Source organism: Winogradskyella sp. (genome assembly GCF_965656915.1).
Lineage (GTDB): Bacteria > Bacteroidota > Bacteroidia > Flavobacteriales > Flavobacteriaceae > Winogradskyella.
Map to the genome: position 1 here is coordinate 91,090 of NZ_CBFHMI010000002.1, position 23,445 is coordinate 114,534.

General features: G+C 32.8%; 22 protein-coding genes and 1 pseudogene. 8 read left to right on the top strand and 15 right to left on the bottom strand.

Going from position 1 to position 23,445, the window contains the following annotated elements:
* Positions 1-8: 8 nt before the first annotated feature.
* A complete protein-coding gene (locus ACTG3Y_RS01610; RefSeq protein ID WP_439151176.1) occupies positions 9-1,916 on the top strand; it encodes an OmpA family protein in 1,908 nt (635 codons plus the stop codon).
* 174 nt (positions 1,917-2,090) lie between these two features.
* Here ACTG3Y_RS01610 and ACTG3Y_RS01615 read toward each other — a convergent pair whose 3' ends face one another.
* Both ACTG3Y_RS01615 and pdxH read right to left on the bottom strand, forming a co-directional pair.
* Positions 2,091-2,588 (bottom strand): CAP domain-containing protein, encoded by a 498-nt coding sequence (locus ACTG3Y_RS01615; RefSeq protein ID WP_439151177.1) that lies wholly within the window; start codon positions 2,586-2,588, stop codon positions 2,091-2,093.
* Between the two features lie 200 nt (positions 2,589-2,788).
* Positions 2,789-3,436 (bottom strand): pyridoxamine 5'-phosphate oxidase, encoded by a 648-nt coding sequence (gene pdxH / locus ACTG3Y_RS01620; RefSeq protein WP_439151178.1) that lies wholly within the window; start codon positions 3,434-3,436, stop codon positions 2,789-2,791.
* A gap of 82 nt (positions 3,437-3,518) precedes the next feature.
* On the opposite strand from pdxH, the gene ACTG3Y_RS01625 reads away from it, so the two are divergent.
* Entirely contained in the window at positions 3,519-3,647 is a 129-nt protein-coding gene (locus tag ACTG3Y_RS01625; protein ID WP_439151179.1) for a hypothetical protein, read from the top strand.
* A gap of 57 nt (positions 3,648-3,704) precedes the next feature.
* On the top strand, positions 3,705-3,932 hold the full coding sequence (locus ACTG3Y_RS01630; protein ID WP_439151180.1) for a hypothetical protein: 228 nt from the start codon (positions 3,705-3,707) through the stop codon (positions 3,930-3,932).
* Positions 3,933-3,967: 35 nt separating this feature from the next.
* On the opposite strand, the gene ACTG3Y_RS01635 is transcribed toward ACTG3Y_RS01630, so the two are convergent.
* From ACTG3Y_RS01635 to rpsA, 5 genes are all read right to left on the bottom strand, one after another.
* The gene (locus ACTG3Y_RS01635) at positions 3,968-4,876 is read right to left on the bottom strand and encodes a ribonuclease Z (RefSeq protein WP_439151181.1); all 909 of its coding nucleotides are present in this window, start codon (positions 4,874-4,876) and stop codon (positions 3,968-3,970) included.
* A gap of 4 nt (positions 4,877-4,880) precedes the next feature.
* Positions 4,881-5,213 carry a ribonuclease Z gene (locus tag ACTG3Y_RS01640; protein ID WP_439151182.1) on the bottom strand — a complete coding sequence of 111 codons (333 nt, stop codon included), beginning with the start codon at positions 5,211-5,213 and terminating at the stop codon, positions 4,881-4,883.
* A gap of 3 nt (positions 5,214-5,216) precedes the next feature.
* A complete protein-coding gene (locus ACTG3Y_RS01645; protein WP_439151183.1) occupies positions 5,217-6,146 on the bottom strand; it encodes an aspartate carbamoyltransferase catalytic subunit in 930 nt (309 codons plus the stop codon).
* 16 nt (positions 6,147-6,162) lie between these two features.
* Complete coding sequence (gene pyrR / locus ACTG3Y_RS01650; RefSeq protein ID WP_439151184.1) at positions 6,163-6,702, bottom strand: bifunctional pyr operon transcriptional regulator/uracil phosphoribosyltransferase PyrR; 540 nt, start codon at positions 6,700-6,702, stop codon at positions 6,163-6,165.
* A 124-nt stretch (positions 6,703-6,826) separates the two neighbouring features.
* The gene (gene rpsA / locus ACTG3Y_RS01655; protein WP_439151185.1) at positions 6,827-8,665 is read right to left on the bottom strand and encodes a 30S ribosomal protein S1; all 1,839 of its coding nucleotides are present in this window, start codon (positions 8,663-8,665) and stop codon (positions 6,827-6,829) included.
* 282 nt (positions 8,666-8,947) lie between these two features.
* On the opposite strand from rpsA, the pseudogene ACTG3Y_RS01660 reads away from it, so the two are divergent.
* Positions 8,948-9,324: pseudogene (locus ACTG3Y_RS01660) on the top strand (LysM peptidoglycan-binding domain-containing protein).
* 42 nt (positions 9,325-9,366) lie between these two features.
* On the opposite strand, the gene cmk reads toward ACTG3Y_RS01660, so the two are convergent.
* The 4 genes from cmk to lon all read right to left on the bottom strand — a co-directional run bounded on the left by cmk (position 9,367) and on the right by lon (position 14,340).
* Entirely contained in the window at positions 9,367-10,080 is a 714-nt protein-coding gene (gene cmk / locus ACTG3Y_RS01665) for a (d)CMP kinase (protein ID WP_439151186.1), read from the bottom strand.
* Positions 10,064-11,095: a type IX secretion system protein PorQ gene (gene porQ, locus ACTG3Y_RS01670; protein WP_439151187.1), complete on the bottom strand. Its 1,032-nt coding sequence runs from the start codon at positions 11,093-11,095 to the stop codon at positions 10,064-10,066. Before porQ ends, cmk begins: the two co-directional genes overlap by 17 nt.
* Before the next feature lie 73 nt (positions 11,096-11,168).
* Positions 11,169-11,903, bottom strand: coding sequence for a LysM peptidoglycan-binding domain-containing protein (locus ACTG3Y_RS01675; RefSeq protein WP_439151188.1), 735 nt, complete (start codon positions 11,901-11,903; stop codon positions 11,169-11,171).
* A complete protein-coding gene (gene lon / locus ACTG3Y_RS01680; protein WP_439151189.1) occupies positions 11,887-14,340 on the bottom strand; it encodes an endopeptidase La in 2,454 nt (817 codons plus the stop codon). The genes ACTG3Y_RS01675 and lon overlap by 17 nt, the downstream gene beginning before the upstream one ends.
* A 229-nt stretch (positions 14,341-14,569) precedes the next feature.
* Here lon and ACTG3Y_RS01685 point away from each other — a divergent pair, with 229 nt between their 5' ends.
* Genes ACTG3Y_RS01685 through ACTG3Y_RS01700 form a run of 4 tightly spaced genes read left to right on the top strand, consistent with a single transcriptional unit; the run spans position 14,570 to position 17,515 of the window.
* Positions 14,570-15,124 (top strand): RNA polymerase sigma factor, encoded by a 555-nt coding sequence (locus tag ACTG3Y_RS01685; protein ID WP_439151190.1) that lies wholly within the window; start codon positions 14,570-14,572, stop codon positions 15,122-15,124.
* 12 nt (positions 15,125-15,136) lie between these two features.
* Positions 15,137-15,700 (top strand): hypothetical protein, encoded by a 564-nt coding sequence (locus tag ACTG3Y_RS01690; protein WP_439151191.1) that lies wholly within the window; start codon positions 15,137-15,139, stop codon positions 15,698-15,700.
* Entirely contained in the window at positions 15,678-16,766 is a 1,089-nt protein-coding gene (locus ACTG3Y_RS01695) for a hypothetical protein (protein ID WP_439151192.1), read from the top strand. The genes ACTG3Y_RS01690 and ACTG3Y_RS01695 overlap by 23 nt, the downstream gene beginning before the upstream one ends.
* Before the next feature lie 26 nt (positions 16,767-16,792).
* Entirely contained in the window at positions 16,793-17,515 is a 723-nt protein-coding gene (locus tag ACTG3Y_RS01700) for a head GIN domain-containing protein (protein WP_439151193.1), read from the top strand.
* 57 nt (positions 17,516-17,572) lie between these two features.
* Here the strand turns inward: ACTG3Y_RS01700 and ACTG3Y_RS01705 are convergent, their stop codons facing one another.
* The 4 genes from ACTG3Y_RS01705 to ACTG3Y_RS01720 form a co-directional block, all read right to left on the bottom strand.
* Positions 17,573-18,457, bottom strand: coding sequence for a hypothetical protein (locus ACTG3Y_RS01705; protein WP_439151194.1), 885 nt, complete (start codon positions 18,455-18,457; stop codon positions 17,573-17,575).
* A gap of 64 nt (positions 18,458-18,521) precedes the next feature.
* Positions 18,522-19,904 (bottom strand): MFS transporter, encoded by a 1,383-nt coding sequence (locus ACTG3Y_RS01710; RefSeq protein WP_439151195.1) that lies wholly within the window; start codon positions 19,902-19,904, stop codon positions 18,522-18,524.
* A 68-nt stretch (positions 19,905-19,972) separates the two neighbouring features.
* On the bottom strand, positions 19,973-20,803 hold the full coding sequence (locus tag ACTG3Y_RS01715) for a M48 family metallopeptidase (RefSeq protein WP_439151196.1): 831 nt from the start codon (positions 20,801-20,803) through the stop codon (positions 19,973-19,975).
* 91 nt (positions 20,804-20,894) lie between these two features.
* Positions 20,895-23,300 carry a glycoside hydrolase family 31 protein gene (locus ACTG3Y_RS01720; protein ID WP_439151197.1) on the bottom strand — a complete coding sequence of 802 codons (2,406 nt, stop codon included), beginning with the start codon at positions 23,298-23,300 and terminating at the stop codon, positions 20,895-20,897.
* Positions 23,301-23,445: the final 145 nt, after the last annotated feature.

The window sequence follows — 23,445 nt, forward strand, 5'->3', positions numbered from 1 at the left end:
AACGCATTATGAAAACAAAAATAGTAGTTCTCATCCTTACACTAAGCTGTTCGTTCGCTTTTGCTCAGACGAAACTAGCTGATAAATTCTTTAAGAATTTTGGCTATGTAAAAGCTATTGAATTATATGAGAAAGCCGTAGAAAAAGGTGATAGTAGCGCTCACGTGTTAACAAGACTTGGTGATGCATATTATAATAATTCTAAGTCAGATAAAGCCGCATTTTGGTACAAAGAAGCCCTAAAGAGACATAAAAAAATCGATGCAGAATATCTTTATAAGTATATACAATCTCTAAGAAGTATTGGTAATTACGAAGAAGCTGATCGTTGGTTTAAAGAACTAAGTGTTGCACAACAAGGTGATAGCAGATTAAAAGGTTATAACCCAGACGAAGTTGATTTATACAATCAATTAACCTCAATGAAAGAGAATTTAATTGTTGATATAAAAAATTTAGATTTAAATTCAGAATACTCTGATTTTGGATCTTACATAAGTGATAATACCCTTTATTTTGCTTCTGCAAGAGGAAATGATAATAAGGTCTACAATTGGAATAAAGAACCCTTTCTGGACTTATTTCAAGTTGCAATTACTGATGAAGGTAATGTGAGAACTTACGGATCTGTGATTGAAATTACGGCAGAAGATATTAATACAGATTATCACGAAGCTTCTGTAGCGATTACGAATGATGGGAATACAATGTATTTTACCAGAGATAATGTAACTAAAAGAAATCGTTTAGATTACGATAAACAGGGAACATCGCACTTAAAAATATATAAGGCATCTTTAGTAGATGGTAATTGGTCTGATATTGAAGAACTACCATTTAATGACGATGTATTTTCTACAGGTCACCCTGCACTTAGTGTGGACAATAAGACTCTATATTTTGTCTCTGATCGTGAAGGTGGTATCGGACAAACCGATATTTACTCTGTCCAAATTAATGAAGATGGAACTTACAGCGACCCAGAAAACATGGGAGAGAAAATTAATACAGAAGGTAGAGAAATGTTTCCTTTTGTAGCTAAAGATAGTACGCTATATTTCTCATCAGATGGATACTTAAATTTAGGTTTATTAGATATTTTTAAATCTAACATCCTAAAAGGTGATAATTCAGAGCCAAAAAATATGGGAGCACCATATAACAGTGGTTATGATGATTTTGCCTTCTTTATGGATTCAGAAAGTAAAAAAGGCTATTTTTCATCTAACAGACCAGATGGTAAAGGTGGAGATGATATCTATAGTTTTAATTCTTACCAATGTAAACAAGAAATTACAGGAACCATAACAGATGCTCAGACAGGTGCACTATTAACCGGAGTTAATATTAGATTAATAGACGAAACTAGAAAAGTCATTGAAGAAATTAATACAAAAGAAAAAAGTGACTATACTTTTACTGTAGATTGCAATAAGACCTATACGGTTGTAGGTAATAAAATTGATTACAAAGAAGATCAAACCTCTGTGAAGACAACAGAAGAAAACGATAAGAGTATTACAGCTAATCTAGAACTAATACCGTTGATTATAGACAATCAAATTGTAATTAACCCAATTTTCTTTGACTTTGATAAATGGAATATTAGAACTGATGCACAATACGAACTTGAAAATATTGTGGATGTTTTACGTAAGCATCCAGAAATGATAATTAAAATTGAATCGCATACAGATAGTCGTGGTGGTGACCGCTATAATATGAAGCTTTCAGATAGAAGAGCTAAGTCTACCAGAGATTATATTATCTCTAGAGGAATAGACGCTAGTAGAATTGAAAGTGCCATAGGTTATGGAGAAACACAATTACTAAATAAATGTGCTAACCGCGTAAAATGTAAAGAAGAAGAGCACCAATTAAACAGACGTTCTTACTTCTATATTGTAAACGAATAATTCAACCCTCGAATTACTTAAAGAAAAGCAAGCTCTTAAGGAATACCGAATTAGAAAAAATATTAGTCGAACTATTCGCCACCGATTAAAATACAATTACGCATATTTTTAAATTAAAAAAAGCCACATTTCTGTGGCTTTTTGTCTTTGCTATTAATCAACTTTTTATGCGGTTTAACGCTTAATGAAGATATTAGTAAAATACCATTTACCTTCACTATTCTGTTCGGCGGACACATCAAAATCAGTGAAATCGCCTTCTATGTTTTCTTTATGACTTGGACTATTTAGCCAAGCATTAACTACAGATGCCGCAGAATTAAAGCCATATGCTACATTTTCTGACACTATATTCGCATCTGCATTGTCTTGTAAACTTTGTTTTCTTTGAAAGAAGTTATCGTGAGAAACGTTATCTACTTCAATCATATAATCTGTATGCGTATAAGCAACTGCTTTTACGGTATTATGATCTAATAATGGATTTAAACTTTGATTGATTCTATGAGCATTTATAAGCTCCATAATTTCAATCTCTATCTGTTTTGCTTGAGGTGCAACAGGTACTTCTATTGAATTTACTTTGCCGTCTGCTGCGCTATCCGTAGAGCAAGAAGTAAAGCCTAAGAGGGCAACGATAGCCATAAATGGCAATAGTTTAGTAACTTTCATAAGTAGGTTATTTAGGTTATGGGATTACTAAATTAAAAGCCTACTTGTGTTAATTTGTTAATAATATGTTAAAATCGATTAAATGCATGTCGTTCGTCGATTTTTAATGTAAAACATCGATGAAATGCACATTTGAAATTAAAAAAAGTGTATTACAGCGAAAATATAATGTATTTCGTCGATTAAAATACAAGACTGTATTATGGAGCTAATCGATCTATTGTCCAATTGAAATCATCTTGTAACCGATAACGTATTCTATCATGAAGTCTATTAGGTCGTCCTTGCCAAAATTCAACTTCTATTGGTTTTACTATATAGCCTCCCCAATGTTTTGGTCTTTCTATTTCTTTCCCTTCGTATCGAGATTCTAAATCTTTCAATTTAGTTTCCAATTCTGATCGGTTCTTAACTACTTCACTCTGATTAGACACAACAGCACCTAGCTGACTACCTCTTGGTCGTGATTCAAAATACCCATCGCTGAGATTTTCTGGTATCTTCTCAGCTTTACCCTTAATTATTACTTGTCGTTCGGCAGCATGCCAAAAAAAGGACAAGCAAACATTTGGATTGCTTTCTATAGCTTTGCCTTTTTCACTATTATAATTGGTATAAAATATAAATCCTTCGTAAGTATATTTTTTAAGCAGCACTACTCTACTCTTTGGATAACCGTCTAATCCTAGCGTAGAAATAGTCATGGCATTTGTTTCATCAACATCAAAATGTGTATCTACTTCTATGAACCAGTTTCTAAATAATTCAATAGGGTTTTCTGGTATACTATCTTTAAGAAGTTCTCCTTTTTCGTAAGATTTTCTGTAGTTGCTTAAGTCTTTTTCCATAGTCTTGCGAAGTTAATTCAATATTTCGTTTCTATCAAAAAAAGTGTAGCTTTGATAACCCTTAATATTAATAACCCTTTAAATGCAATTTGAAAAGTCCTCCTTTTCAAAATCTTTAGATTATAATAAAGTCGTTTTAGATTTTGGATCGTATTACCTCTGTGATGATTTCTTTACTATCGAAGTCAATGAAGGAGTTCAATTTAATTAGAATAAATTAAATAGACTTCTTTCTTCATTACGCCAACATTATGGCCATGGCAAAACATTGGCATATATCGCTAATCGTGTCAACTCTTATTCAATTGACCCAGTACTTTGGTCTTATTTTGATAAGGATGACAGCATATTAATTGCGGCGTCGATAGTGAGCTACAGAGATTCAACATTTCTAAGTGCTAACATAGAAAAACAAATTGCTGCTATACCTTTAAAACGTGCTAATAGCTTAGCAGAAGCTATTGATTGGGTCAGTCAATTAAACGAATTACAATAGTTAATTATAGTTTTACTATTTGCTAGAGTTCCTATTTATGAGAATTCAAAAGACTTTCCATCTTTAGCTAGTAGTACATTTTTAAACACCGTTTCTGCCTCGGACTTAAACTCGTCATACCCATTATAACGTGTCGAATAATGACCTAGGATTAAAGTCTCTACATCGGCTTTTTTAGCAATTGTTGCGGCTTGTTTTGCTGTGCTATGTTTTGTTGGAATGCAAAGTGCTTCATTTTTATCTAAGAAAGTAGATTCATGATATAATACAGTTGCATTTTTTATAATTGGTATAACAGATTCATTATATACTGTATCACTGCAAAACGCGTAGCTTTTAGGAGGTATAGGATCTTTAGTTACCTTTTTATTATCTATTAATACTCCATCCTCATTCTCTACATCTGCTCCCTGCTTTAATTTTCTATAATACGCCATATTAATATTTGCATTTAATACAGCACTCATATCTAACTTTCGTTCGTTTTCCTTTTCTTTAAACAGAAAGCCATTAGTATATATGCGATGTTTGAGAGGAATTGTATGGACTTCAACTTTGTCGTCTTCAAAAATCAACTCTGACTTTTTTGAACTTAACTCATGAAAAATTAAAGGATAATTAGTCCAGGAGTCAGATAATTTCATTTGTAATGTAATTACTTCCTTTAGACCTTTTGGTCCGTAAATATGAAGTTCTGTTTCTCTGGTCAGTAACCTGAAAGTACTTACGAGACCTATTAAACCAAAATAATGATCGCCATGTAAGTGTGAAATAAAAATATGCTTAATCCTAGAGAATTTAATCTTATTTCTACGAAGTTCTACTTGTGTGCCTTCACCACAATCTATAAGAAACATGTGGTTCTTAATTTCTAAAACCTGAGAGGTTGGATTGGTGTTGGTACGTGGCGTAGCACTATGGCAGCCTAATATGGTTAATTTCATAAATTTAAAACCCTAAATCACGTTCAATATCTTCCATTTCAATAATATCGTAAGCTTCATGAAGCGTTGGTACCACAACAATTTCATCTGGCATTTGGTCTAAATCTGCTGTCTCTGTAACTATTACAAAGGATTTTTTATCACCACGATGGTTATTACTTAAGCGTAAAAATTCAATAACATCTACTAAACTTATTTTATCTAGGCTAGATAAATTCACAATTAAATGATAGTTTTTGTATTTATCGTAAGCTTGTTCAATATTATTTACTAATGTCTTAACTGAAGCTTTTTCTTGTGTAATTATGGTAATATTACCGTCTCTATCTACAATCATTACTTACTGTTTTATTTTAGATGCCAATAAATAAATTACAGCCATTCGTACTGCGACTCCATTCTCTACCTGATCTAATATAATGGCTTGTTTTGAATCTGCCACATCACTTGTTATTTCTACACCACGATTTATTGGTCCTGGATGCATTATAACAATATCTTTTTTTATACTGTCTAAAAGCTCTTTATTCACACCAAACTGTTGTGTGTATTCTCTTGTGGAAGGGAAATAAGTAATATCCATACGTTCGTTCTGCACTCTTAGCATATTTGCAACGTCACACCATTCTAAAGCTTTTTTCAAGTTTGTCTCTACTTTTACTCCTAGCTCTTTAATATATTTTGGTAAAAGTGTTTTAGGTCCGCAAACCATAACTTCAGCACCTTGTAACTGCAAAGCGTAAATATTAGACAATGCTACTCTACTGTGTAGAATATCTCCTACTATTACAACTTTTTTGCCTTTAACCGTTCCTAATTTCTCTCTAATTGAGTAGGAGTCCAAAAGCGCTTGCGTCGGATGCTCGTGCGCTCCATCACCAGCATTTACAATACTTGCATTCACATGTTTAGATAGGAATACTCCTGCACCAGGATTTGGATGACGCATGACCACCATGTCTACTTTCATTGAAAGTATGTTATTCACGGTATCAATGAGCGTTTCTCCTTTCTTTACTGATGACTGTGATGCGGAGAAATTAATAACATCAGCGGATAAACGTTTTTCAGCAAGTTCAAAAGATAACTTTGTACGTGTGGAATTTTCAAAAAAAAGATTAGCTATAGTAATATCTCTAAGTGAAGGGACCTTTTTAATTGGTCTATTAATAACTTCTTTAAACTGGTCTGCAGTTTCAAAAATTAAATCAATATCTTGTTTGTTTAGATATTTAATTCCCAACAAGTGATTTACACTTAACTCACTCATAATTTTGATTTCAATTTTATTTATCTATTAAATACACTACATCTTCACCTTCATTCTCTACCCAATTAACTTTCACTTTCTGCTTATCTATGGCATCAACTTGTCTACCTTTATAATTTGGTTGAATAGGCAAATGTCGACTAAACCTGCGATCTATTAACGTTAATAATTCTACATTTTTTGGTCTACCGAATGACTGAATTGCTGTAAGAGCAGATCGTATACTTCTACCCGTATATAAAACATCATCAATAAAAACTACGTTCTTATCTTCAACTATAAAATCAATAATTGTAGTATTAGCTTCTAATGGTTTATCTCCTCTTCTAAAATCGTCTCTAAAAAATGTAATATCTAAGTGTCCCAATTGAATATTCTTAATTTTGTATTCCTTAGTGAGCATCTGTGCCAAACGATCCGCAAGAAATTTACCTCTTGGTTGTATACCTATAAGAACTGTTTCACTAAAATCATCATGGTTTTCAATAAGTTGGCAAGCCAATCGATGTAGAGTGATATTGACTTCTTTAGAGTTTAGTAGTACTTTTTGACTCATGTAGTATCCAAACGTTGTTGGTTGGCAAAGTTAAGCTAAATAATGAGAGTATCAAATATAGGTGGTCCATAAAAAAAGCCTCTCGATTTTCGGGAGGCTTTAATAAATTTATAATCTCAAGGAATTATTTCTTCTTCCCGTCCATTTTATCTTTAAGTGCTTGTAAAGCATCATTAGCATCACCTAAAGTTGGTTTAGCTTCTGCCGCCTGAGCTTCTGCCTTCTTAACAGCCTGCTTAACGATCTTAGCTTCCTCTTCTCTAAATACTGCAGTATGCGACGCTACTACACGTTTGAATTCTTTATTGAACTCAATGATCTTAAATTCTGCTTCTTCACCTTTCTTAAGTTTAGAGCCATCTTCTTTTTCTAAGTGACGTTGTGGCACAAATGCAGTAATGTCATCATTAAAATCAATTGTTGCACCTTTATCTACTATCTCAGTTAGAGCAGCAGTGTGTGATGTACCTAAAGCAAATTCAGTTTCGTACTTGTCCCAAGGGTTTACAGTAGTTTGTTTGTGACCTAAAGATAATTTACGTCCTTCTACGTCTAACTCTAATACAACAACATCTAACTCATCACCTACGTTACAGAACTCAGATGGATGCTTAATTTTCTTAGTCCAAGATAAATCAGAAATATAAATTAATCCGTCAATACCTTCTTCTAATTCAACAAATACACCAAAGTTTGTAAAGTTACGCACAATACCAGTGTGTTTAGAACCAACAGGATATTTTTTAGTAATATCTGTCCATGGATCTGGTGTTAATTGCTTAATACCAAGAGACATTTTGCGGTCTTCTCTATCTAATGTTAAGATAACAGCTTCGATTTCATCACCTACAGATACAAAGTCCTGAGCAGAACGTAAGTGTGTTGACCAAGACATTTCACTAACGTGAACTAAGCCTTCAACACCTTCTTCTACTTCTACGAATGCACCGTAATCAGCTATGACTACTACTTTACCTTTAACTTTATCTCCAACTTTAATATCTTCACCTAAAGCTTCCCAAGGATGCTTAGATAATTGTTTAAGACCTAATTGGATTCTTGATTTGTTCTCGTCAAAATCAAGGATTACAACATTTAATTTTTGATCTAACTCAACAATCTCATTTGGATGGTTGATACGAGACCATGATAAATCTGTAATATGAACTAAACCATCTACACCACCAAGATCGATAAACACACCATAAGAAGTAATATTTTTTACAATACCTTCTAATACTTGTCCTTTTTCTAACTGGCCAATGATTTCTTTCTTTTGTTCTTCAATATCAGCTTCAATTAAAGCTTTATGAGAAACTACTATGTTTTTGAATTCGTGGTTGATTTTCACAACTTTAAATTCCATAGTTTTATTAACGTACTGATCGTAATCTCTAATCGGTTTAACATCAATTTGAGAACCTGGCAAGAAAGCTTCTATACCAAATACGTCAACGATCATACCACCTTTAGTTCTGCATTTTACAAAACCGTTTACGATTTCGCCAGTATCATGTGCATTGTTAACTCTATCCCATGCTTTAATTACACGAGCTTTTCTGTGAGATAATACTAACTGACCAGTTGCGTCTTCACGTACGTCAATTAATACTTCTACTTTATCACCAACTTTTAAATCTGGATTGTAACGGAACTCGTTAAGAGAAATTACACCTTCAGATTTTGCATTGATGTCAATTATAGCATCTCTATCTGTAATATGTATTACTTTTCCTTCAACAACTTCATCATCTAAAGTGTCTACGAAATTTTCAGATACTAATTTTTCAAATTCTTCTAATTTTTTGTCCGCTACTTGTTCAATTCCTTCTTCGTAATTGTGCCAATCGAACTCTTTTAAGAATTTTTCTGGATTTGCTTGAGCTTCAGAGACTACTGGAGCTTCAACTGTAGTTGCTTCAGTTGCTTCAACCTCAGCTTTTGTTGTTTTCTTTTCAGCCATTTTGCTGATTAAAATTTGTATTCTACACCTATACTAGAAAATGAAGCGACATAAGTTGTAGAAGCGTTTTAGTTTTATTTGTTTTTTCCTTTTGTTTTCTATCATCGCCAAAAGGTCTGCAAAAGTAGTATATATTATTCTGAAAACCAAACAATAAAGTAAGTGACTTTATTAAATAAGTTGTGTCTTATTATTAGTGTATCAAAATGATGTCTACAATCTAAATAATGACATTAAAATTGGTATCTTTACAATACTATTAATTAATAAAAACTTACAACTATGGTTAGAGCTAAATATCAAGATTTACTTGATCTAGGTGAGAAATTAAACATTCAAGACGGGAACGTAGAAGAAGCTGACGGAAAGCTAAAAGTATGGGAACTGCAGCTACTCAATATGAAAAAAACTTAATCTGGGATAAGATTAAAGAAATTGGTGGGGAAAATCCATCTGATATAATGGCAGATATTAAAGTTGCTGATGATTCAGTATATGCAAGACATACAGTTTCTTCTGGTGAAACTTTAGGAAAAACTGCTAAGCATTATTATGGTGATGCCATGAAGTACAAACAAATTTTTGCTGCTAATACAGATATTCTTAAGAATCCGGACTTAATTCATCCAGATCAGGAATTAATTATTCCAAATCTTTAATAATATTAATAAAATCAAAAAGCGACTTTAGGGTCGCTTTTTTTATTTGGAAATTTTATGAGCTGCTAAATTTAAAATAGTTTCTAATTGCTCTTCAATAGTTAAGTCTGAATTATCAATTTCTATAGCATCATCTGCTTTTACTAAGGGAGAATCTTCGCGTGTAGAATCAATACGGTCTCTGGTGGTTACATTTTCGAGAACATCTTCATAACTTAAATTATGACCTCTTTCTAACAATTCTTTATAACGACGCTTTGCTCTGGTTTTAGCTGAAGCTGTCATAAATATTTTTAATTCTGCATCAGGAAATACAACTGTACCAATATCGCGACCATCCATAACAATACCTTTATCTTTGCCCATGAGCTGTTGTTGCTCTACTAACTTACGCCTTACTTCAGATAATGTTGCTACAGGACTAACAAATTGAGAAACTCTAAGAGTTCTAATATCAGATTCAATATTTTTATCATTTAAATAAACTTCAGCAAACCCTTTGATGTCACTATACTTAAAAGTAATAGTAATTTCATTTAAGTTTTCAATTAACCTTTCTGAATTAAAAAAATCGTCACCAATAAAATCATTTTCTAACGCGAAGTATGTAACAGCTCTATACATAGCTCCTGTGTCTACATAAATATAGCTAAGCTTGTTCGCCAATTTTTTGGCAATAGTACTTTTGCCTGTAGATGAAAAACCATCAATGGCTATGACTATCTTCTTATTATTGGTTTTACCTTCTTCTTCCATCTAAATCTATTTGAAGTCCAAAAAAGCTGGTATTTGATGCACTAGTATATCTGGCATGCGTATAACTAAAGCGCATTTTATTAAGTTTTATAGCTATGCCAACAGAAAGACCAGAAAAGTTTCTTTGGTCTACAATTCTTAATTCTTCAGCTCTTCTAAAATTATAACCAAGCCTTACATTAAATCCACCTTCTGGAAACAACTCAGCACCAAGGATGAGATGGCGTAATGTTTTATTTAAAAACCCAACCTCTTCTTGACTTTGATTACCATCTAAGTCTGTTGTAGCTCTTGCAGGATTTGATACACCTATAGGCCATTGCTGTAAATTTTCTAAGGTAACATGCCAGCGTAATGGTACGTTTTCCAGAGTTTGAGACATACCAAAGTTTATCTCTAAAGGCAAAGGCTCATTTTGACCTGCATAAGTAGAAAATTGTGTTCCTATATTTCTAACCGTTAATGCGGCATGAAAATCTAAATCTTCATTAATGTACATAGCACCAAAATCTAATGCACCGCCAATAGAGTTATACTGCTCTAATAAAGATGTGATTATTTTAATATTAGCACCTATGTAAAAATCTGTGTAAGGAATGTTGTAATTATAGCCTGCTGATAAGGCGGCTTCGTTACCGGTAAAAGTTCCGGTTGAGACACCATTTACATCATAACCATCAAATGTGCCGTAATTGATATAAGTAATGCCTATATGAAAGGTTTGTACATGTCTATCCCAAGTGTATCCATAAGCTGCAGTTCCATAACTAATTCCACCTAAATAGCTTGAATAATTAACCGCTAATTGATTATGCATTTGATAATTAATTGATGCTGGATTATATAAGGCATCGGTAACATCATGATCGAAATTGGTAATAACTTTACCTCCCAATGCAGCCTGTCTTGGTGAAGACACTAAATTTAGGAATTGATAGGTTGATTCACCACCCAATTGCGCGAACAATGGCAAAGCCAATAGCCAAAAAAATAAGGTAGTAATCCTTCTAATCATAGATTTTGCAAAATAACTAAATCTATCTTAAAACGACAGTATGTATTTTTTATTTTTTGAGAGGATGTGAATTCTACTTTAGCTTTAACTTTTGACCAATATATATTATGTTATTACTCAAAGCATTTAAGTGTTTGATAGTATCTACTGTAATTCCACTTTTCTTAGCAATACTATATAAAGTATCACCCTTTGAAACTAACCAATATGAGTCACCATAGGTATTGGCTGCAGATTTAAAATTTCTGATTCGTAGTTTGTCTCCTACTTTAATTAGATTAGACTTTATATGATTCTGGTGTTTTAAATCTGTTAAGTCTCCATTGTAGCGTTTTGCAATACTATATAAGGTTTCTCCTTCACTGACAATATGATAATCAGAATTATTAGACGAATACTTTTTTTTAATGACTTTATTAGCTTCCTTGTTAACAGGAACGTCTAGATGTCTAACTTTTAATTTCTGACCTTCGTCAATTAATGTCGTTTCGAGATTATTAGCATTCTTTAGATCTGCCATAGAAACTTTAAAGCGTTTCGCAATATCAAAAAGTGATTCACCATCTTTTACAACATAATAATCTGTACTAATTTCTAATGAATCTTTAGGTTTTGACCTATCTACTTGAATTTTAAGAGTTTTATTTTTATCCTCATTTACTAAAGTAATTTCACCAGTAGCAACATTTAATTTTGCTGGTTTACCATCTAAAATTACATCTTTAAACTCGTCATCTTGAGCAAAAGCTAAAAGGCCAGATAATAAAACAACTACAATAGATAGTACTAGTTTAAAGTTTCTTTGCATTCTTTACTTTTTGATTAGTTATGGCAATATCTAGAACTTCGCTCATATCCTTTACATAATGAAAGGTTAATCCTTTAAGATATTCTGGTTTTATTTCATCGATATCACGCTTATTATCCGCACAAAGTAAGATTTCTTTTATCCGAGCACGTTTAGCCGCAAGTATCTTTTCTTTAATACCGCCAACTGGTAAAACTTTACCTCTAAGTGTTATTTCACCTGTCATCGCTAAGCTCTTTTTCACTTTACGTTGTGTAAATAAAGATACTAAAGATGTTAACATAGTGACACCTGCACTTGGTCCATCTTTAGGTGTCGCTCCTTCAGGCACGTGAATATGTACATTATATTTCTCGAATACTTCAGGGTTTATCTCAAATTCATCTGCATTAGCTTTGATGTATTCCATAGCTATCGTTGCAGATTCTTTCATTACTTTACCTAAGTTTCCGGTAATGGTAAGATTACCTTTTCCTTTAGATAAAATAGACTCAATAAACAATATGTCACCACCTACTCTGGTCCATGCCAATCCTGTTACAACACCTGCTACATTATTATTTTCGTATTTATCACGTTCTAACCTTGGACTTCCTAAAACTTCAATAACATCGTCATTAGAGACCTTTATATTGTAATCTTCTTCCATCGCAATATTCTTAGCAGCATAACGTACCATTTTTGCAATTTGCTTTTCTAAACCTCTTACACCAGATTCTCTAGTATAACCTTCCACAATTTTCTCTAATTGTGGTTTTCCAATTTTTAAAGCTGTACTATCTAAACCATGCTCTTTCAATTGTTTTGGTAATAAATGACGTTTAGCAATTTCTACTTTCTCCTCAATGGTGTAACCAGTTACATTAATGATCTCCATTCGGTCTCTTAATGCAGGCTGAATTGTATTTAAACTATTCGAAGTTGCTATAAACATAACCTTAGAAAGGTCGTAACCCATCTCAAGGAAATTATCATAAAATTCATTGTTTTGTTCCGGATCTAATACTTCTAACATGGCAGAAGACGGATCACCTTGATGACCAGAAGATAATTTATCTATTTCATCTAAAACAAAAACTGGGTTTGAGGTTCCGGCTTTCTTTAAACTCTGAATAATTCGCCCTGGCATGGCTCCAATGTAGGTTTTTCTATGACCACGAATTTCAGCCTCGTCTCTTAATCCACCAAGTGATATCCTCACATATTCTCTTCCTAAGGCCTCAGCTATAGATTTACCTAATGACGTTTTACCAACACCAGGAGGACCATACAAACAAAGTATTGGCGACTTCATATCATTACGAAGTTTCAATACTGCTAAATATTCTATGATTCGTTTTTTAACATCGTCCAAGCCAAAATGATCACGATCTAAGATTTTCATAGCACGTTTAAGGTCGAACTTATCTTTGCTAAATTCATTCCACGGTAAGTCTAAAAATAAATCGAGATAATTTCGCTGTATAGAATACTCGGCTACCTGAGGATTCATGCGTTGCATTTTAGCTAATTCTTTCTCAAAATGTTGGTTCACTTTTTCATCCCAGTTCTTTTTCTTAGCTCTGGACTTCATTTCTTCAATCTCTTGTCCAGAAGAAACACCACCACCCAACTCTTCCTGTATGGTTTTCATCTGTTGGTGCAAGAAATACTCACGCTGCTGTTGGTTCATATCACTCTGAACCTTATTCTGAATATCATTCTTAAGCTCAAGCTTTTGATATTCGAGATTCATATACTTTAAAGTCTCTAAAGCACGTTCCTTTAAATCATTAATCTTTAAAAGCGCTTGTTTCTCTTCAACCTTTAAGTTCATGTTGGAAGACACAAAATTGACTAAAAACGAATTACTTTCTATATTCTTTATAGCAAATGTAGCTTCTGTAGGAATGTTTGGACTCTCTTTAATAATATCTAAAGATAAATCCTTTATTGAATCTATAATAGCTTTAAACTCTTGATTATCAGGAGCAGGTTTTGCCTCTGGTATATCTGAAATTGTTGCTGTAAGATATGGCTGTTCTGAAGTGATTTCATTAATACCAAAACGCTTTTTACCTTGTATAATAACGGTTGTATTACCGTCTGGCATTTTCAACACTTTTAGTATACGTGCTACTGTACCTGTTTTATATATGTCGTTCGCCTTAGGGTTTTCTACGGATTCATCCTTCTGCGCAACTACACCAATGACTTTACCTCCTTTGTTCGCATCATTAATTAGTTTAATAGATGCATCTCGACCTGCTGTGATAGGAATTACAACACCTGGAAATAACACCGTATTTCTCAATGGTAAGATTGGTAAAGACTCGGGCAAAGACTCATTATTTATTAACTCTTCATCCTCAGGAGTCATTAAAGGAATTAATTCTGAATTTTCATCAAAATCCTGAAATGACAAACTGTCTAGGTTTATAAAATTTGATTTCTTCATAATATTTTTAAGCCATTCTGTCATTTTAAATCAAAGAATGGAGTTTTTTTAATTGTATTATTAATTAACTTTAAGCTGAATATCAGTTATTTATAAGATATTCAAAGTTATTCACACTATTGTAATTTCAATTCTTATGCCATTACCTTTATAATTACTAAAACTTTTTTTGAGTTAAACTGTAACACTACATGAATCTACTCATCTATATAACAAAGCAATTGTTTTTTTGACATCAACCAATCAGGATATCGAACAGTTACTATTGCTATGTAATTCTGGAAACCAACGTGCACAATTAGAGGTTTATAACAGATATAACAAAGCAATGTATAATACAGCAATAAGAATTGTAAAAGATTCTTATAAAGCTGAGGACATAATGCAAGAGTCTTTTTTAACGGCTTTTACAAAGCTTAATACGTTAGAAGATTCTAAAGTATTTGGCTCGTGGTTAAAACGTATTGTGGTGAACAATAGTATTGCTCATTATAATAAAATTGTAAAGCAAAATGAAGTACCTCTAGATAAAGTACTATACAGAATTGAAGACGACAATGGCATTGAAGAAAAGACTCAGAGCAATAATGATAAAGTAAAAGAAATAATATGTGTAATGAAAACATTAAAACCAAAATATAGTGTAGGTTTAACATTACATCTTATTGAAGGTTATGACTATGAAGAAATCTGTGAAATCATGAATATTTCTTATGCTAATTGCAGAACATTAATCTCTAGAGCAAAGGAAAGTTTACGTAAAAAGTTAATGCAAAACGTATAAAAAAATAGAAGAATGCATAAAGATACTATAGAAAAATTGTTTAATAATTTAAAAGGCGAGTTTGATGTTTATGACCCAAAAGAAGGACATGAACATAGATTTCTTAATAAATTACAGACTAACGAAACATCGTCTGATATAGCTTTTTTGAAGTCTGGTTTTAATTGGAGACCATTTATTGCTGTTGCTGCGTCTATAGTTATTTGCCTTACCATTTTTATGACTTTACCAAATACTGATGAGACGCTTGATTTGGCCAGTGTTTCTCATGAATTATCAGAAACACAAGATTTCTTTACAACTACAATTCAAACTGAATTAAAAAAGCTTAATAATGAGCGCTCACCTTTAACAGAAAGTATAATTAACGATGCTCTTAAACAAATAGAATTACTTGAAAATAATTATCAACAATTAAAAACTGATTTAACCAAAAGCGGCAATGACCAACGTGTTATTTATGCAATGATTGCAAACTTTCAAAACAGAATAGACATTTTAAACACTGTTTTAGAACAAATTAAAGATGTTAAACAACTTAAAACCAACAATGATGAATTTAAAAATACAATTTAGAATTGCCTTATTATTTCTGTTAATACCATGTATTGCATTAGCAAACACTAATAACGGCAGTATAAAATCAACAAAAGAAAAGAAAATCACCAAATCTTATGATGTCAACTCAGATGCGACTTTAAAGATTAATAATAGTTTTGGCAACATTGATATCGTAACATGGGATGAAGACAGAATTGAATTTGATATTATCATAAAAGTTACAGGAAATAACGTTGACAAAGTAGAAGATCGTCTCGAAAGAATTGATGTAGAGTTTTCAAGTTCTAAAGATTACGTTTCTGCCATCACAAAAATTGGAAAAAACAGTAAAAACTGGTGGAATTGGGGAAAAAAGATGAATCTGAAATTAGAAATTAACTATCGTGTTAAAATGCCAATCACTAACAATGTTGATTTAAGTAACGATTATGGAGCCATTAATTTAGATAAAATAGAAGGTGTCGCAAAGATTAACTGTGATTATGGTAAAATCACAACCAAAGAACTTATGGGAGATAACAATGTCATTAATTTTGATTATAGTAATAACTGTTATTTTGAATACATAAATAGTGGCAAAATAAATGCAGATTATAGCGGCTTTACCGTAGCAAATACTAAAAATTTAGAACTTAATGCAGATTACACAAAGTCTATCATAGAAGTCTCTGAAAACATTCTTTATCGTTGTGATTACGGCTCGTTAAAAGTAGAGAACGTTAATAATATTGAAGGAAATGCTGATTATTTAACATTGCGATTAGGCAATGTGTATAAAAACGCTGATATAGAAGCCGATTATGGCTCAATCAAGATAGACCGAATGGCTTCAAAAGCAGGAAACATAAACATTAATTCAGAATTTACAGGAATTACCATAGGCTATGATAGCGCTTACAATTTCAATTTTAAAATTGATTTAGAATATGCATCATTGCGTTCTGATGATAATTTTACGTTTATAAATAAGGAAGTAAATTCATCTGATAAAAAATATGAAGGTTTCCATGGTACTAAAAACTCAGGTAACATGGTCACTATTGATTCTGAATATGGTAGCGTAACTTTTAAGCGTTTTTAAAACAACCAAGAATTAAAACAATACAAATGAAACTGTTAAAATCAATCACAATTTTAGTTTTCCTATTAAGTACAACCCTGTCTTGTGCACAATGGGAAGGAAAGAAAATTAAAGGTAATGGTAATATTACAACCATTACAAGAACCACATCTGACTATGATGGTATAAAAGCTACTGGCCCAATGGACTTTAAGCTAGATCCTGGTACAGAAGGTAGTATTACTATAAAAGGTGATGCTAACCTGATGGAATATATAATTACTGAAGTCAAAAACGGAAACTTAGTTGTTAAGGTCAAAAATGGTGTAAATCTTAGACCAAGTCAAACTATTGTTGTGATTGTGCCTTATGAAACTATTGACAATGTGTCCTTGGCAGGATCTGGTGATGTCAAGAATACAGGAAGCATTTCATCCAATAGTTTTGATGTTTCTTTGGCTGGGTCTGGAGATATTAATTTGAAAATTGAAGCACAAACAGTAGAAAGTAGTATTGCCGGTTCTGGAGATGTTGAATTGAGAGGGTCTACTAAAGATTTAACGACTAAAATTACAGGTTCTGGTGATTTTAATGGAAGCGTATTAAATAGCACTAATGTTCAAGCAAAAATAACTGGTTCTGGTAATGCTGATATTGTATGTAATAGTGAATTAAAAGTTCGAATAACAGGTTCTGGTGATGTCAAATATTCTGGAAATCCGACGAATAAAGACACTAAGATTACTGGCTCCGGAAGTGTGAGTAATTAGAAATAAAATCTAACCAAAAAAATGATAAAGGACTGGCATTGCTGGTCTTTTTTTGATCTATAACTTTACATACTCGTATATCAAATCTTCAACAATAGAATCTACATTAGGACTAATACTAGTAGCGACAAAGTCATCGCGTCTGGCAATAAAGATATTGTCTCCATTTCTAAAGAAATTTAAAACGGTGCCATCCGTATTCAAAGTGACGTCAATAATGTTTAGTCCTATTTGTTCCCATGTAAAATCAACATTAGTGATTTCTTCTATACATGTTACAATAAAATCGACATTATCAAAAGTACCAGGAGCTGACTCTACTTGTATTTCAGTGTACGATCTAAAGAAAAATGTACCAGTACCATCTGTATTAAAATCTACAGTTTCGTTATTATAACAATCAAACTCATCTAAATAGTCATTAGATACATCACCATCATTATCTAAATCCCTCGCAATGTCGTTAGTTATAGAAACAACCATCCAACTTCCCGTAACATCAAATACTACAGGCAGACAATCGCCAAGCTCATTTATTAATGATTCTAAAGAACCATCATCACCACAGGCAATAATCTCATTTTCTAATGCAGTAACATATGCAGAGCAAGTCACTTCGTAATCTTGTGTTGTTGTATTTAAAAACGCTTCAAAAGCTAGCGCAGTAGCACTTTGTGCTATTTCGCACGGGTCTTCACTTTCAACGCTACAGTCTTCAATCAACTCGATCACATCTTGTAAGTCGCCACTGTCATCTCCACAAACTTCAATTTGATTTTCTAAAGCACTTCTATACAACTCACACAGTAGAGCATAATTTTCTGTATTAGAATTAATTAAATTCTCGGCAGCAGAGTTAGTAGCTTGTATAGCTAGATTACATGAGTTGTTCTCAGTAATAATTTCACCTTCGTAAGGCTCATTATCACAATTGATTGCCATAAAGAGCACTGCGAATGAACACAATACGAATATTTTCTTAACCATAGCATGGTAAAGTTAAGCATTAATTTTTTGTCTTCGGAACTCTAAAAAGTAAAATAATACCTAAAATAAAGAATATGACAAGAAATAATATGCCATTAAGCATACTTCCTGTAATTTGATCTATTGTGGCAAAAATACCCATACCTATAACAATTCCAATCTTTTCAGCGACATCATAAAAACTGAAGTAGGATGTAGTGTCCTCTGTATCTGGTAAAAATTTTGAATATGTAGATCTTGCTAACGACTGAACACCTCCCATTACTAATCCAACCAATGAAGCGGCAATATAAAATTGCATAGGAGTCTTCATAATAAAAGCATAAAAGCACAATGACATCCAAATTAAATTTACTGCAATCAGAGTTTTAATATTTCCAAATTTAGAAGATGCTCTAGACGTTAAAAAAGCTCCAGCAATGGCCACTAATTGTATGACAAGTATACTGGTAATTAATCCTTGTGTTTTGGCATCAGAACTTCCCCAAGCAATTTCTTCTTCTCCAAAATAAACTGCCACTAACATTATAGTTTGTACTGCCATACTAAAAACAAAAAATGCTGCTAAATAGCGCTTTAATCTTAAGTTTTCTCTTAGTTGTTTCCAAACTAATCTGAGTTCTCTCAAACCATTAAAAACTACTGTTTTTGTGACCTTATGATCTTTTGAAACACCTTTTGGTAATATGTAAAATGTATACTGACTAAATAAAATCCACCATAATCCTACGGTTATAAACGAGACTTTCATAGCTCTAAATGAAGCTGCATTTTTTGCATCTTCTATTGCTTTTGCAATCTCTCCTTCACTTCCATTTTCTGCAATTGTTTGAGAAATACTGGTATCAAATCCAAACCAATCTGGTTTCATCACCATAGCCAGGTTCAGTAGTAATAAAATAACACTACCTACATACCCCAAACTAAATCCAACAGCACTTACTCTATCTTGTTGCTCAGGATAAGCAATATCTGGTAAGTATGAATTATAAAAGACTAAACTTCCCCAATAGCCTATTAAACCCATAAAGTAAAACAGAAGACTAATATGAATATTATCTATACTAAACCAGTATAAACCAATACATCCTAATCCGCCTACATAACAAAAGAACTTCATAAAACTCTTTTTATTACCTACATAATCTGCAATTCCAGAAAGAATAGGAGACGTTATAGCAACGACCAAAAAAGTAAATGCTGTAATATATGTAATTAATGCCGTGCTCTTAAAAACCACACCAAATGCTGGTACTAACTTCTCCGTTTGAGAACCAAATAAAGCAGAATAAAATATAGGAAATATAGAAGATGCAATTGTTAATGTATAAACAGAATTGGCCCAATCGTAGAAAGCCCATGCATTTAGAAGCTTTTTGCTCCCTTTTTTAAATTCTCCCATAAGTTATAAAATATAAAAGCTGCTCAATAGAGCAGCTTCTAAAATAATCAAATATTTTTTATTGGTAATTAGTTTATTGGTCTAAATGATGTTACACCAAACTTCTTAGCCTCTGCTTTAGCTTTTGGTGCTAAAGCCTGTAGATTTTGAATTCTTGTATCGTTACTTGGGTGCGTGCTTAAAAATTCTGGTGGAGCTTGTCCTCCACTGTTTGCTTTCATACGTTTCCATAGCTCTGCAGCTTCATCTGGATTATATCCTGCAATCGCCATTAATATTAAGCCAATTTTATCAGCTTCTGTCTCGTGACTTCTGCTAAATGGCAACATGCCACCCACAGTAGAACCAAGACCGTAAGCCTGCATCCACATTTGCTGTTTTTCGGGGCTTTGATTTCCTGTTGCTACAGCAACTGCGACTCCTCCGGCTTGTTGCAACATGCCAGAACTCATACGTTGTTGCCCATGATTTGCTAAAGCATGTGCTACCTCATGTCCCATTATTGCAGCCACACCTGTTTCGTTTTGCGCTATAGGTAAAATACCTGTATAAAATGCAATTTTGCCACCTGGCATACACCATGCATTCACTTGTTCTGATTCTATCAGTTTATATTCCCATTTATAGTCGTCTAAGTAACCCTGATGTCCATTTGCGTTTAACCAACGTTCTGCTGCAACTGCAATTCGCTGACCAACACGTGTTATCATTTCGGCATCCTTAGTACCAGTTATCACTTTATTCTCGGACAATACGTCATTGTATTGTGCAAAAGCTGCAGGAAATAATTGATCATTAGACACAAATGCCATTGTCTTTTTTCCTGTGAATGGGTTTGTTGCGCAAGAGATACATACAGCAACAAAACCTACTGCTAATATTGTTTTTCTTAAATTCATTTATAGATCGATTTAATAATTACTAAAATACAAAAATTCAATGGATACTTTTTTGACACAAAAGCATGTAAAATGTCACATAATAATATGACTATTTTCCTATAATATGTAATTCTGAAAAGTTTTTATCAACTACTATTGTACTAGTGCCATTAGATCTTAGTTGTTTTAAGTTTATTAACTCATTGTCTAATTGTATTTGCTTTATCTCAAACGGCAATCCATGAATTTGAATTTTAAACGTGTCGTAGGGTGTTATAAACTTACCTTCTTTATGTTGATTTATAATCAGTTCGTTGCTTCTACCAGTTAAATTAAAAGTTCTTAAACTAAAGCGTCCTTTAGTATAATCAAAACCATCATTAGCATCACTAAATAATTCACTTTTTTCTTTACCTTTTGTATAATACACATCTAAGGTGATTTCTTTTATTTCTTTCTCACCGACGTATTGCTGAATTGGGTATTTAGGAATAATGGCTCCTTCTTTTACAAAAATTGGCATACTATCTATATCTGCATCTACCCACATTTCCTTACCGCCCTTAAGAATCTCATCAGTCCAGAAATTATACCATTTTCCTTTTGGTATGTACATACGTCTTCCTTTTGCATTAGGCTCTAAAACAGGACATGCTAATATTTGCTCACCAAAAATAAACTCATCTGTCCTGTAATGCGTTTGTACGTCATCCTGATCATACAACACTAAAGATTTTAATAATGGTGTGCCGTGGTCTGTATAATTCCAAAATGCTGTATATAAATATGGTAATAATTGATATCTTATTTCTATAAACTTTCTAACAATATCGGTAACGTCTTCATCAAAAGCCCAAGGTTCTTGGTCACCATGATCACCAGAAGAATGAACTCTAAAAAATGGATGAAAAACACCTAGCTGTATCCAACGTGTAAATAATTCACCCTGTGGCTGTTCTGCAAAACCTCCAATATCACTACCCGCAAATGAAAACCCAGACATTGCCATACGCTGACATTGAATATTTGCAATCCATAAATGTTCCCAAGTTGCTACATTATCACCTGTCCAAGTTGATGTATAGCGCTGTGTACCTGAATAAGCCGCTCGAGTGATTACAAACGGACGTTTTGGGTAAGAATATTTTTTTAAACCTTGATAGGTCGCTCTAGCCATTTGCATACCGTAGACATTATGTGCTTTTCTATGGCTACAAGGATTACCGTCATAATCATGACGTACATCATCTGGAAATGTTTTATTTGGAACCTCCATCACTGCAGGTTCGTTCATATCATTCCAAACACCTTTAACTCCTATTTCTTCGATTAACTCTTTAAACAAACCAGACCACCAATCTCTAACTTCTGGATTGGTAAAATCTGGAAAATAACATTCTCCAGGCCACACTTTACCCTTCATATACGGTCCATCGGCTCGCTTACAAAAATAATCTTTATCTAAGGCTTCTTTAAAAACCGAATAGTCTTTATCTATTTTAATACCAGGATCTATTATCGCAACAGTCTTAAAACCTTGATCTTTAAGTTCCTTTACCATACCTTTTGGATCTGGGAAGTACTCTTTGTTCCATGTAAAACAGCGAAAGCCTTCCATATAATCAATATCAAGATATATAGCATCACATGGTATCTGAAGTTTTCTAAATGTAGATGTAATTTCTTTTACTTTAGTTTCTGGGTAGTAACTCCATTTGCATTGATGAAATCCAAGAGCCCATAATGGTGGTAAGTGATGAGGTTTACCTGTTAAGTCCGTATAACTTTCAACAACATCATTCATTTTTGGTCCGTAAAAAAAATAATAATTCATTTCTCCTCCTTGTGCCCAAAAACTTGTTACATTTCGTCTTTCCTGTGCAAAATCAAAAGACGATCTAAAGGTATTATCAAAGAAAATACCGTATGCTTTTCCATGATGTAAACCTGTATAAAAAGGAATAGCTTTATAAATTGGATCTGTATCTTTTCCATAGGCGTAAGAATCCGTAACCCAATTATCATAACGTTTTCCCTTTATATTAAGATGATTTGGTTTATCGCCAAGTCCATAATAGCTTTCGCCGTCATTAGAGACTTTACTCATTTTAACAATATTACCACCGTATTCATAACTTTCTTCCCAGTGAAAACCTATTTCATCCTGGTTTATTAGAATACCATCTTTTACATCATATATTGAAACTCTTAAACTTTCTTTTGAAATGTCGCATCTCAATTTTGATGTTGTTACAACATAACAGTCATCATTTTCTTCAATTTCTAACTTGTTATAACCAATACTTGCGTACTTGGTAATAGCATAAGAAAAATCATTATCAAAATTGCCAACGGTAGTATATCTAAAACGTAAAAGACTATCTCTTACAACTGTTATTTGAAGAATGACATCATTTTCTGTAGAGAAAAACAACTTATCTACATCCTTTTCAAATCCTATTATTTTAGAAGGAAACAAGTTCCCTTTATTCTCTAATTCTGTATTTACAATCATAGCTTTATTTTTATATAAAAAGCACGTAAAAAAACGGAAAAATAAGAACAATAAAAAGTGTAGAAACCACTATTTATACAGAATTGTTAACTATATCGATTTCGGATAAATATTTTAGGTTAATCTCAATTAATACCCTAATAAA

What these genes read in the sequence shown, in the direction of transcription:
- ACTG3Y_RS01635 (WP_439151181.1), bottom strand. Translation starts at nt 4,876, where the DNA reads ATGAAATTAACCATATTAGGCTGCCATAGTGCTACGCCACGTACCAAC.
- ACTG3Y_RS01610 (WP_439151176.1), top strand. Translation starts at nt 9, where the DNA reads ATGAAAACAAAAATAGTAGTTCTCATCCTTACACTAAGCTGTTCGTTC.
- lon (WP_439151189.1), bottom strand. Translation starts at nt 14,340, where the DNA reads ATGAAGAAATCAAATTTTATAAACCTAGACAGTTTGTCATTTCAGGAT.
- rpsA (WP_439151185.1), bottom strand. Translation starts at nt 8,665, where the DNA reads ATGGCTGAAAAGAAAACAACAAAAGCTGAGGTTGAAGCAACTGAAGCA.
- porQ (WP_439151187.1), bottom strand. Translation starts at nt 11,095, where the DNA reads ATGATTAGAAGGATTACTACCTTATTTTTTTGGCTATTGGCTTTGCCA.
- ACTG3Y_RS01625 (WP_439151179.1), top strand. Translation starts at nt 3,519, where the DNA reads ATGCAATTTGAAAAGTCCTCCTTTTCAAAATCTTTAGATTATAATAAA.
- ACTG3Y_RS01715 (WP_439151196.1), bottom strand. Translation starts at nt 20,803, where the DNA reads ATGAATTTAAGAAAAACAATATTAGCAGTAGGTTTTGTTGCTGTATGT.
- cmk (WP_439151186.1), bottom strand. Translation starts at nt 10,080, where the DNA reads ATGGAAGAAGAAGGTAAAACCAATAATAAGAAGATAGTCATAGCCATT.
- ACTG3Y_RS01675 (WP_439151188.1), bottom strand. Translation starts at nt 11,903, where the DNA reads ATGCAAAGAAACTTTAAACTAGTACTATCTATTGTAGTTGTTTTATTA.
- ACTG3Y_RS01710 (WP_439151195.1), bottom strand. Translation starts at nt 19,904, where the DNA reads ATGGGAGAATTTAAAAAAGGGAGCAAAAAGCTTCTAAATGCATGGGCT.
- ACTG3Y_RS01700 (WP_439151193.1), top strand. Translation starts at nt 16,793, where the DNA reads ATGAAACTGTTAAAATCAATCACAATTTTAGTTTTCCTATTAAGTACA.
- ACTG3Y_RS01615 (WP_439151177.1), bottom strand. Translation starts at nt 2,588, where the DNA reads ATGAAAGTTACTAAACTATTGCCATTTATGGCTATCGTTGCCCTCTTA.
- ACTG3Y_RS01690 (WP_439151191.1), top strand. Translation starts at nt 15,137, where the DNA reads ATGCATAAAGATACTATAGAAAAATTGTTTAATAATTTAAAAGGCGAG.
- pdxH (WP_439151178.1), bottom strand. Translation starts at nt 3,436, where the DNA reads ATGGAAAAAGACTTAAGCAACTACAGAAAATCTTACGAAAAAGGAGAA.
- ACTG3Y_RS01695 (WP_439151192.1), top strand. Translation starts at nt 15,678, where the DNA reads ATGAATTTAAAAATACAATTTAGAATTGCCTTATTATTTCTGTTAATA.
- ACTG3Y_RS01705 (WP_439151194.1), bottom strand. Translation starts at nt 18,457, where the DNA reads ATGGCAATCAATTGTGATAATGAGCCTTACGAAGGTGAAATTATTACT.
- pyrR (WP_439151184.1), bottom strand. Translation starts at nt 6,702, where the DNA reads ATGAGTCAAAAAGTACTACTAAACTCTAAAGAAGTCAATATCACTCTA.
- ACTG3Y_RS01720 (WP_439151197.1), bottom strand. Translation starts at nt 23,300, where the DNA reads ATGATTGTAAATACAGAATTAGAGAATAAAGGGAACTTGTTTCCTTCT.
- ACTG3Y_RS01645 (WP_439151183.1), bottom strand. Translation starts at nt 6,146, where the DNA reads ATGAGTGAGTTAAGTGTAAATCACTTGTTGGGAATTAAATATCTAAAC.
- ACTG3Y_RS01640 (WP_439151182.1), bottom strand. Translation starts at nt 5,213, where the DNA reads ATGATTGTAGATAGAGACGGTAATATTACCATAATTACACAAGAAAAA.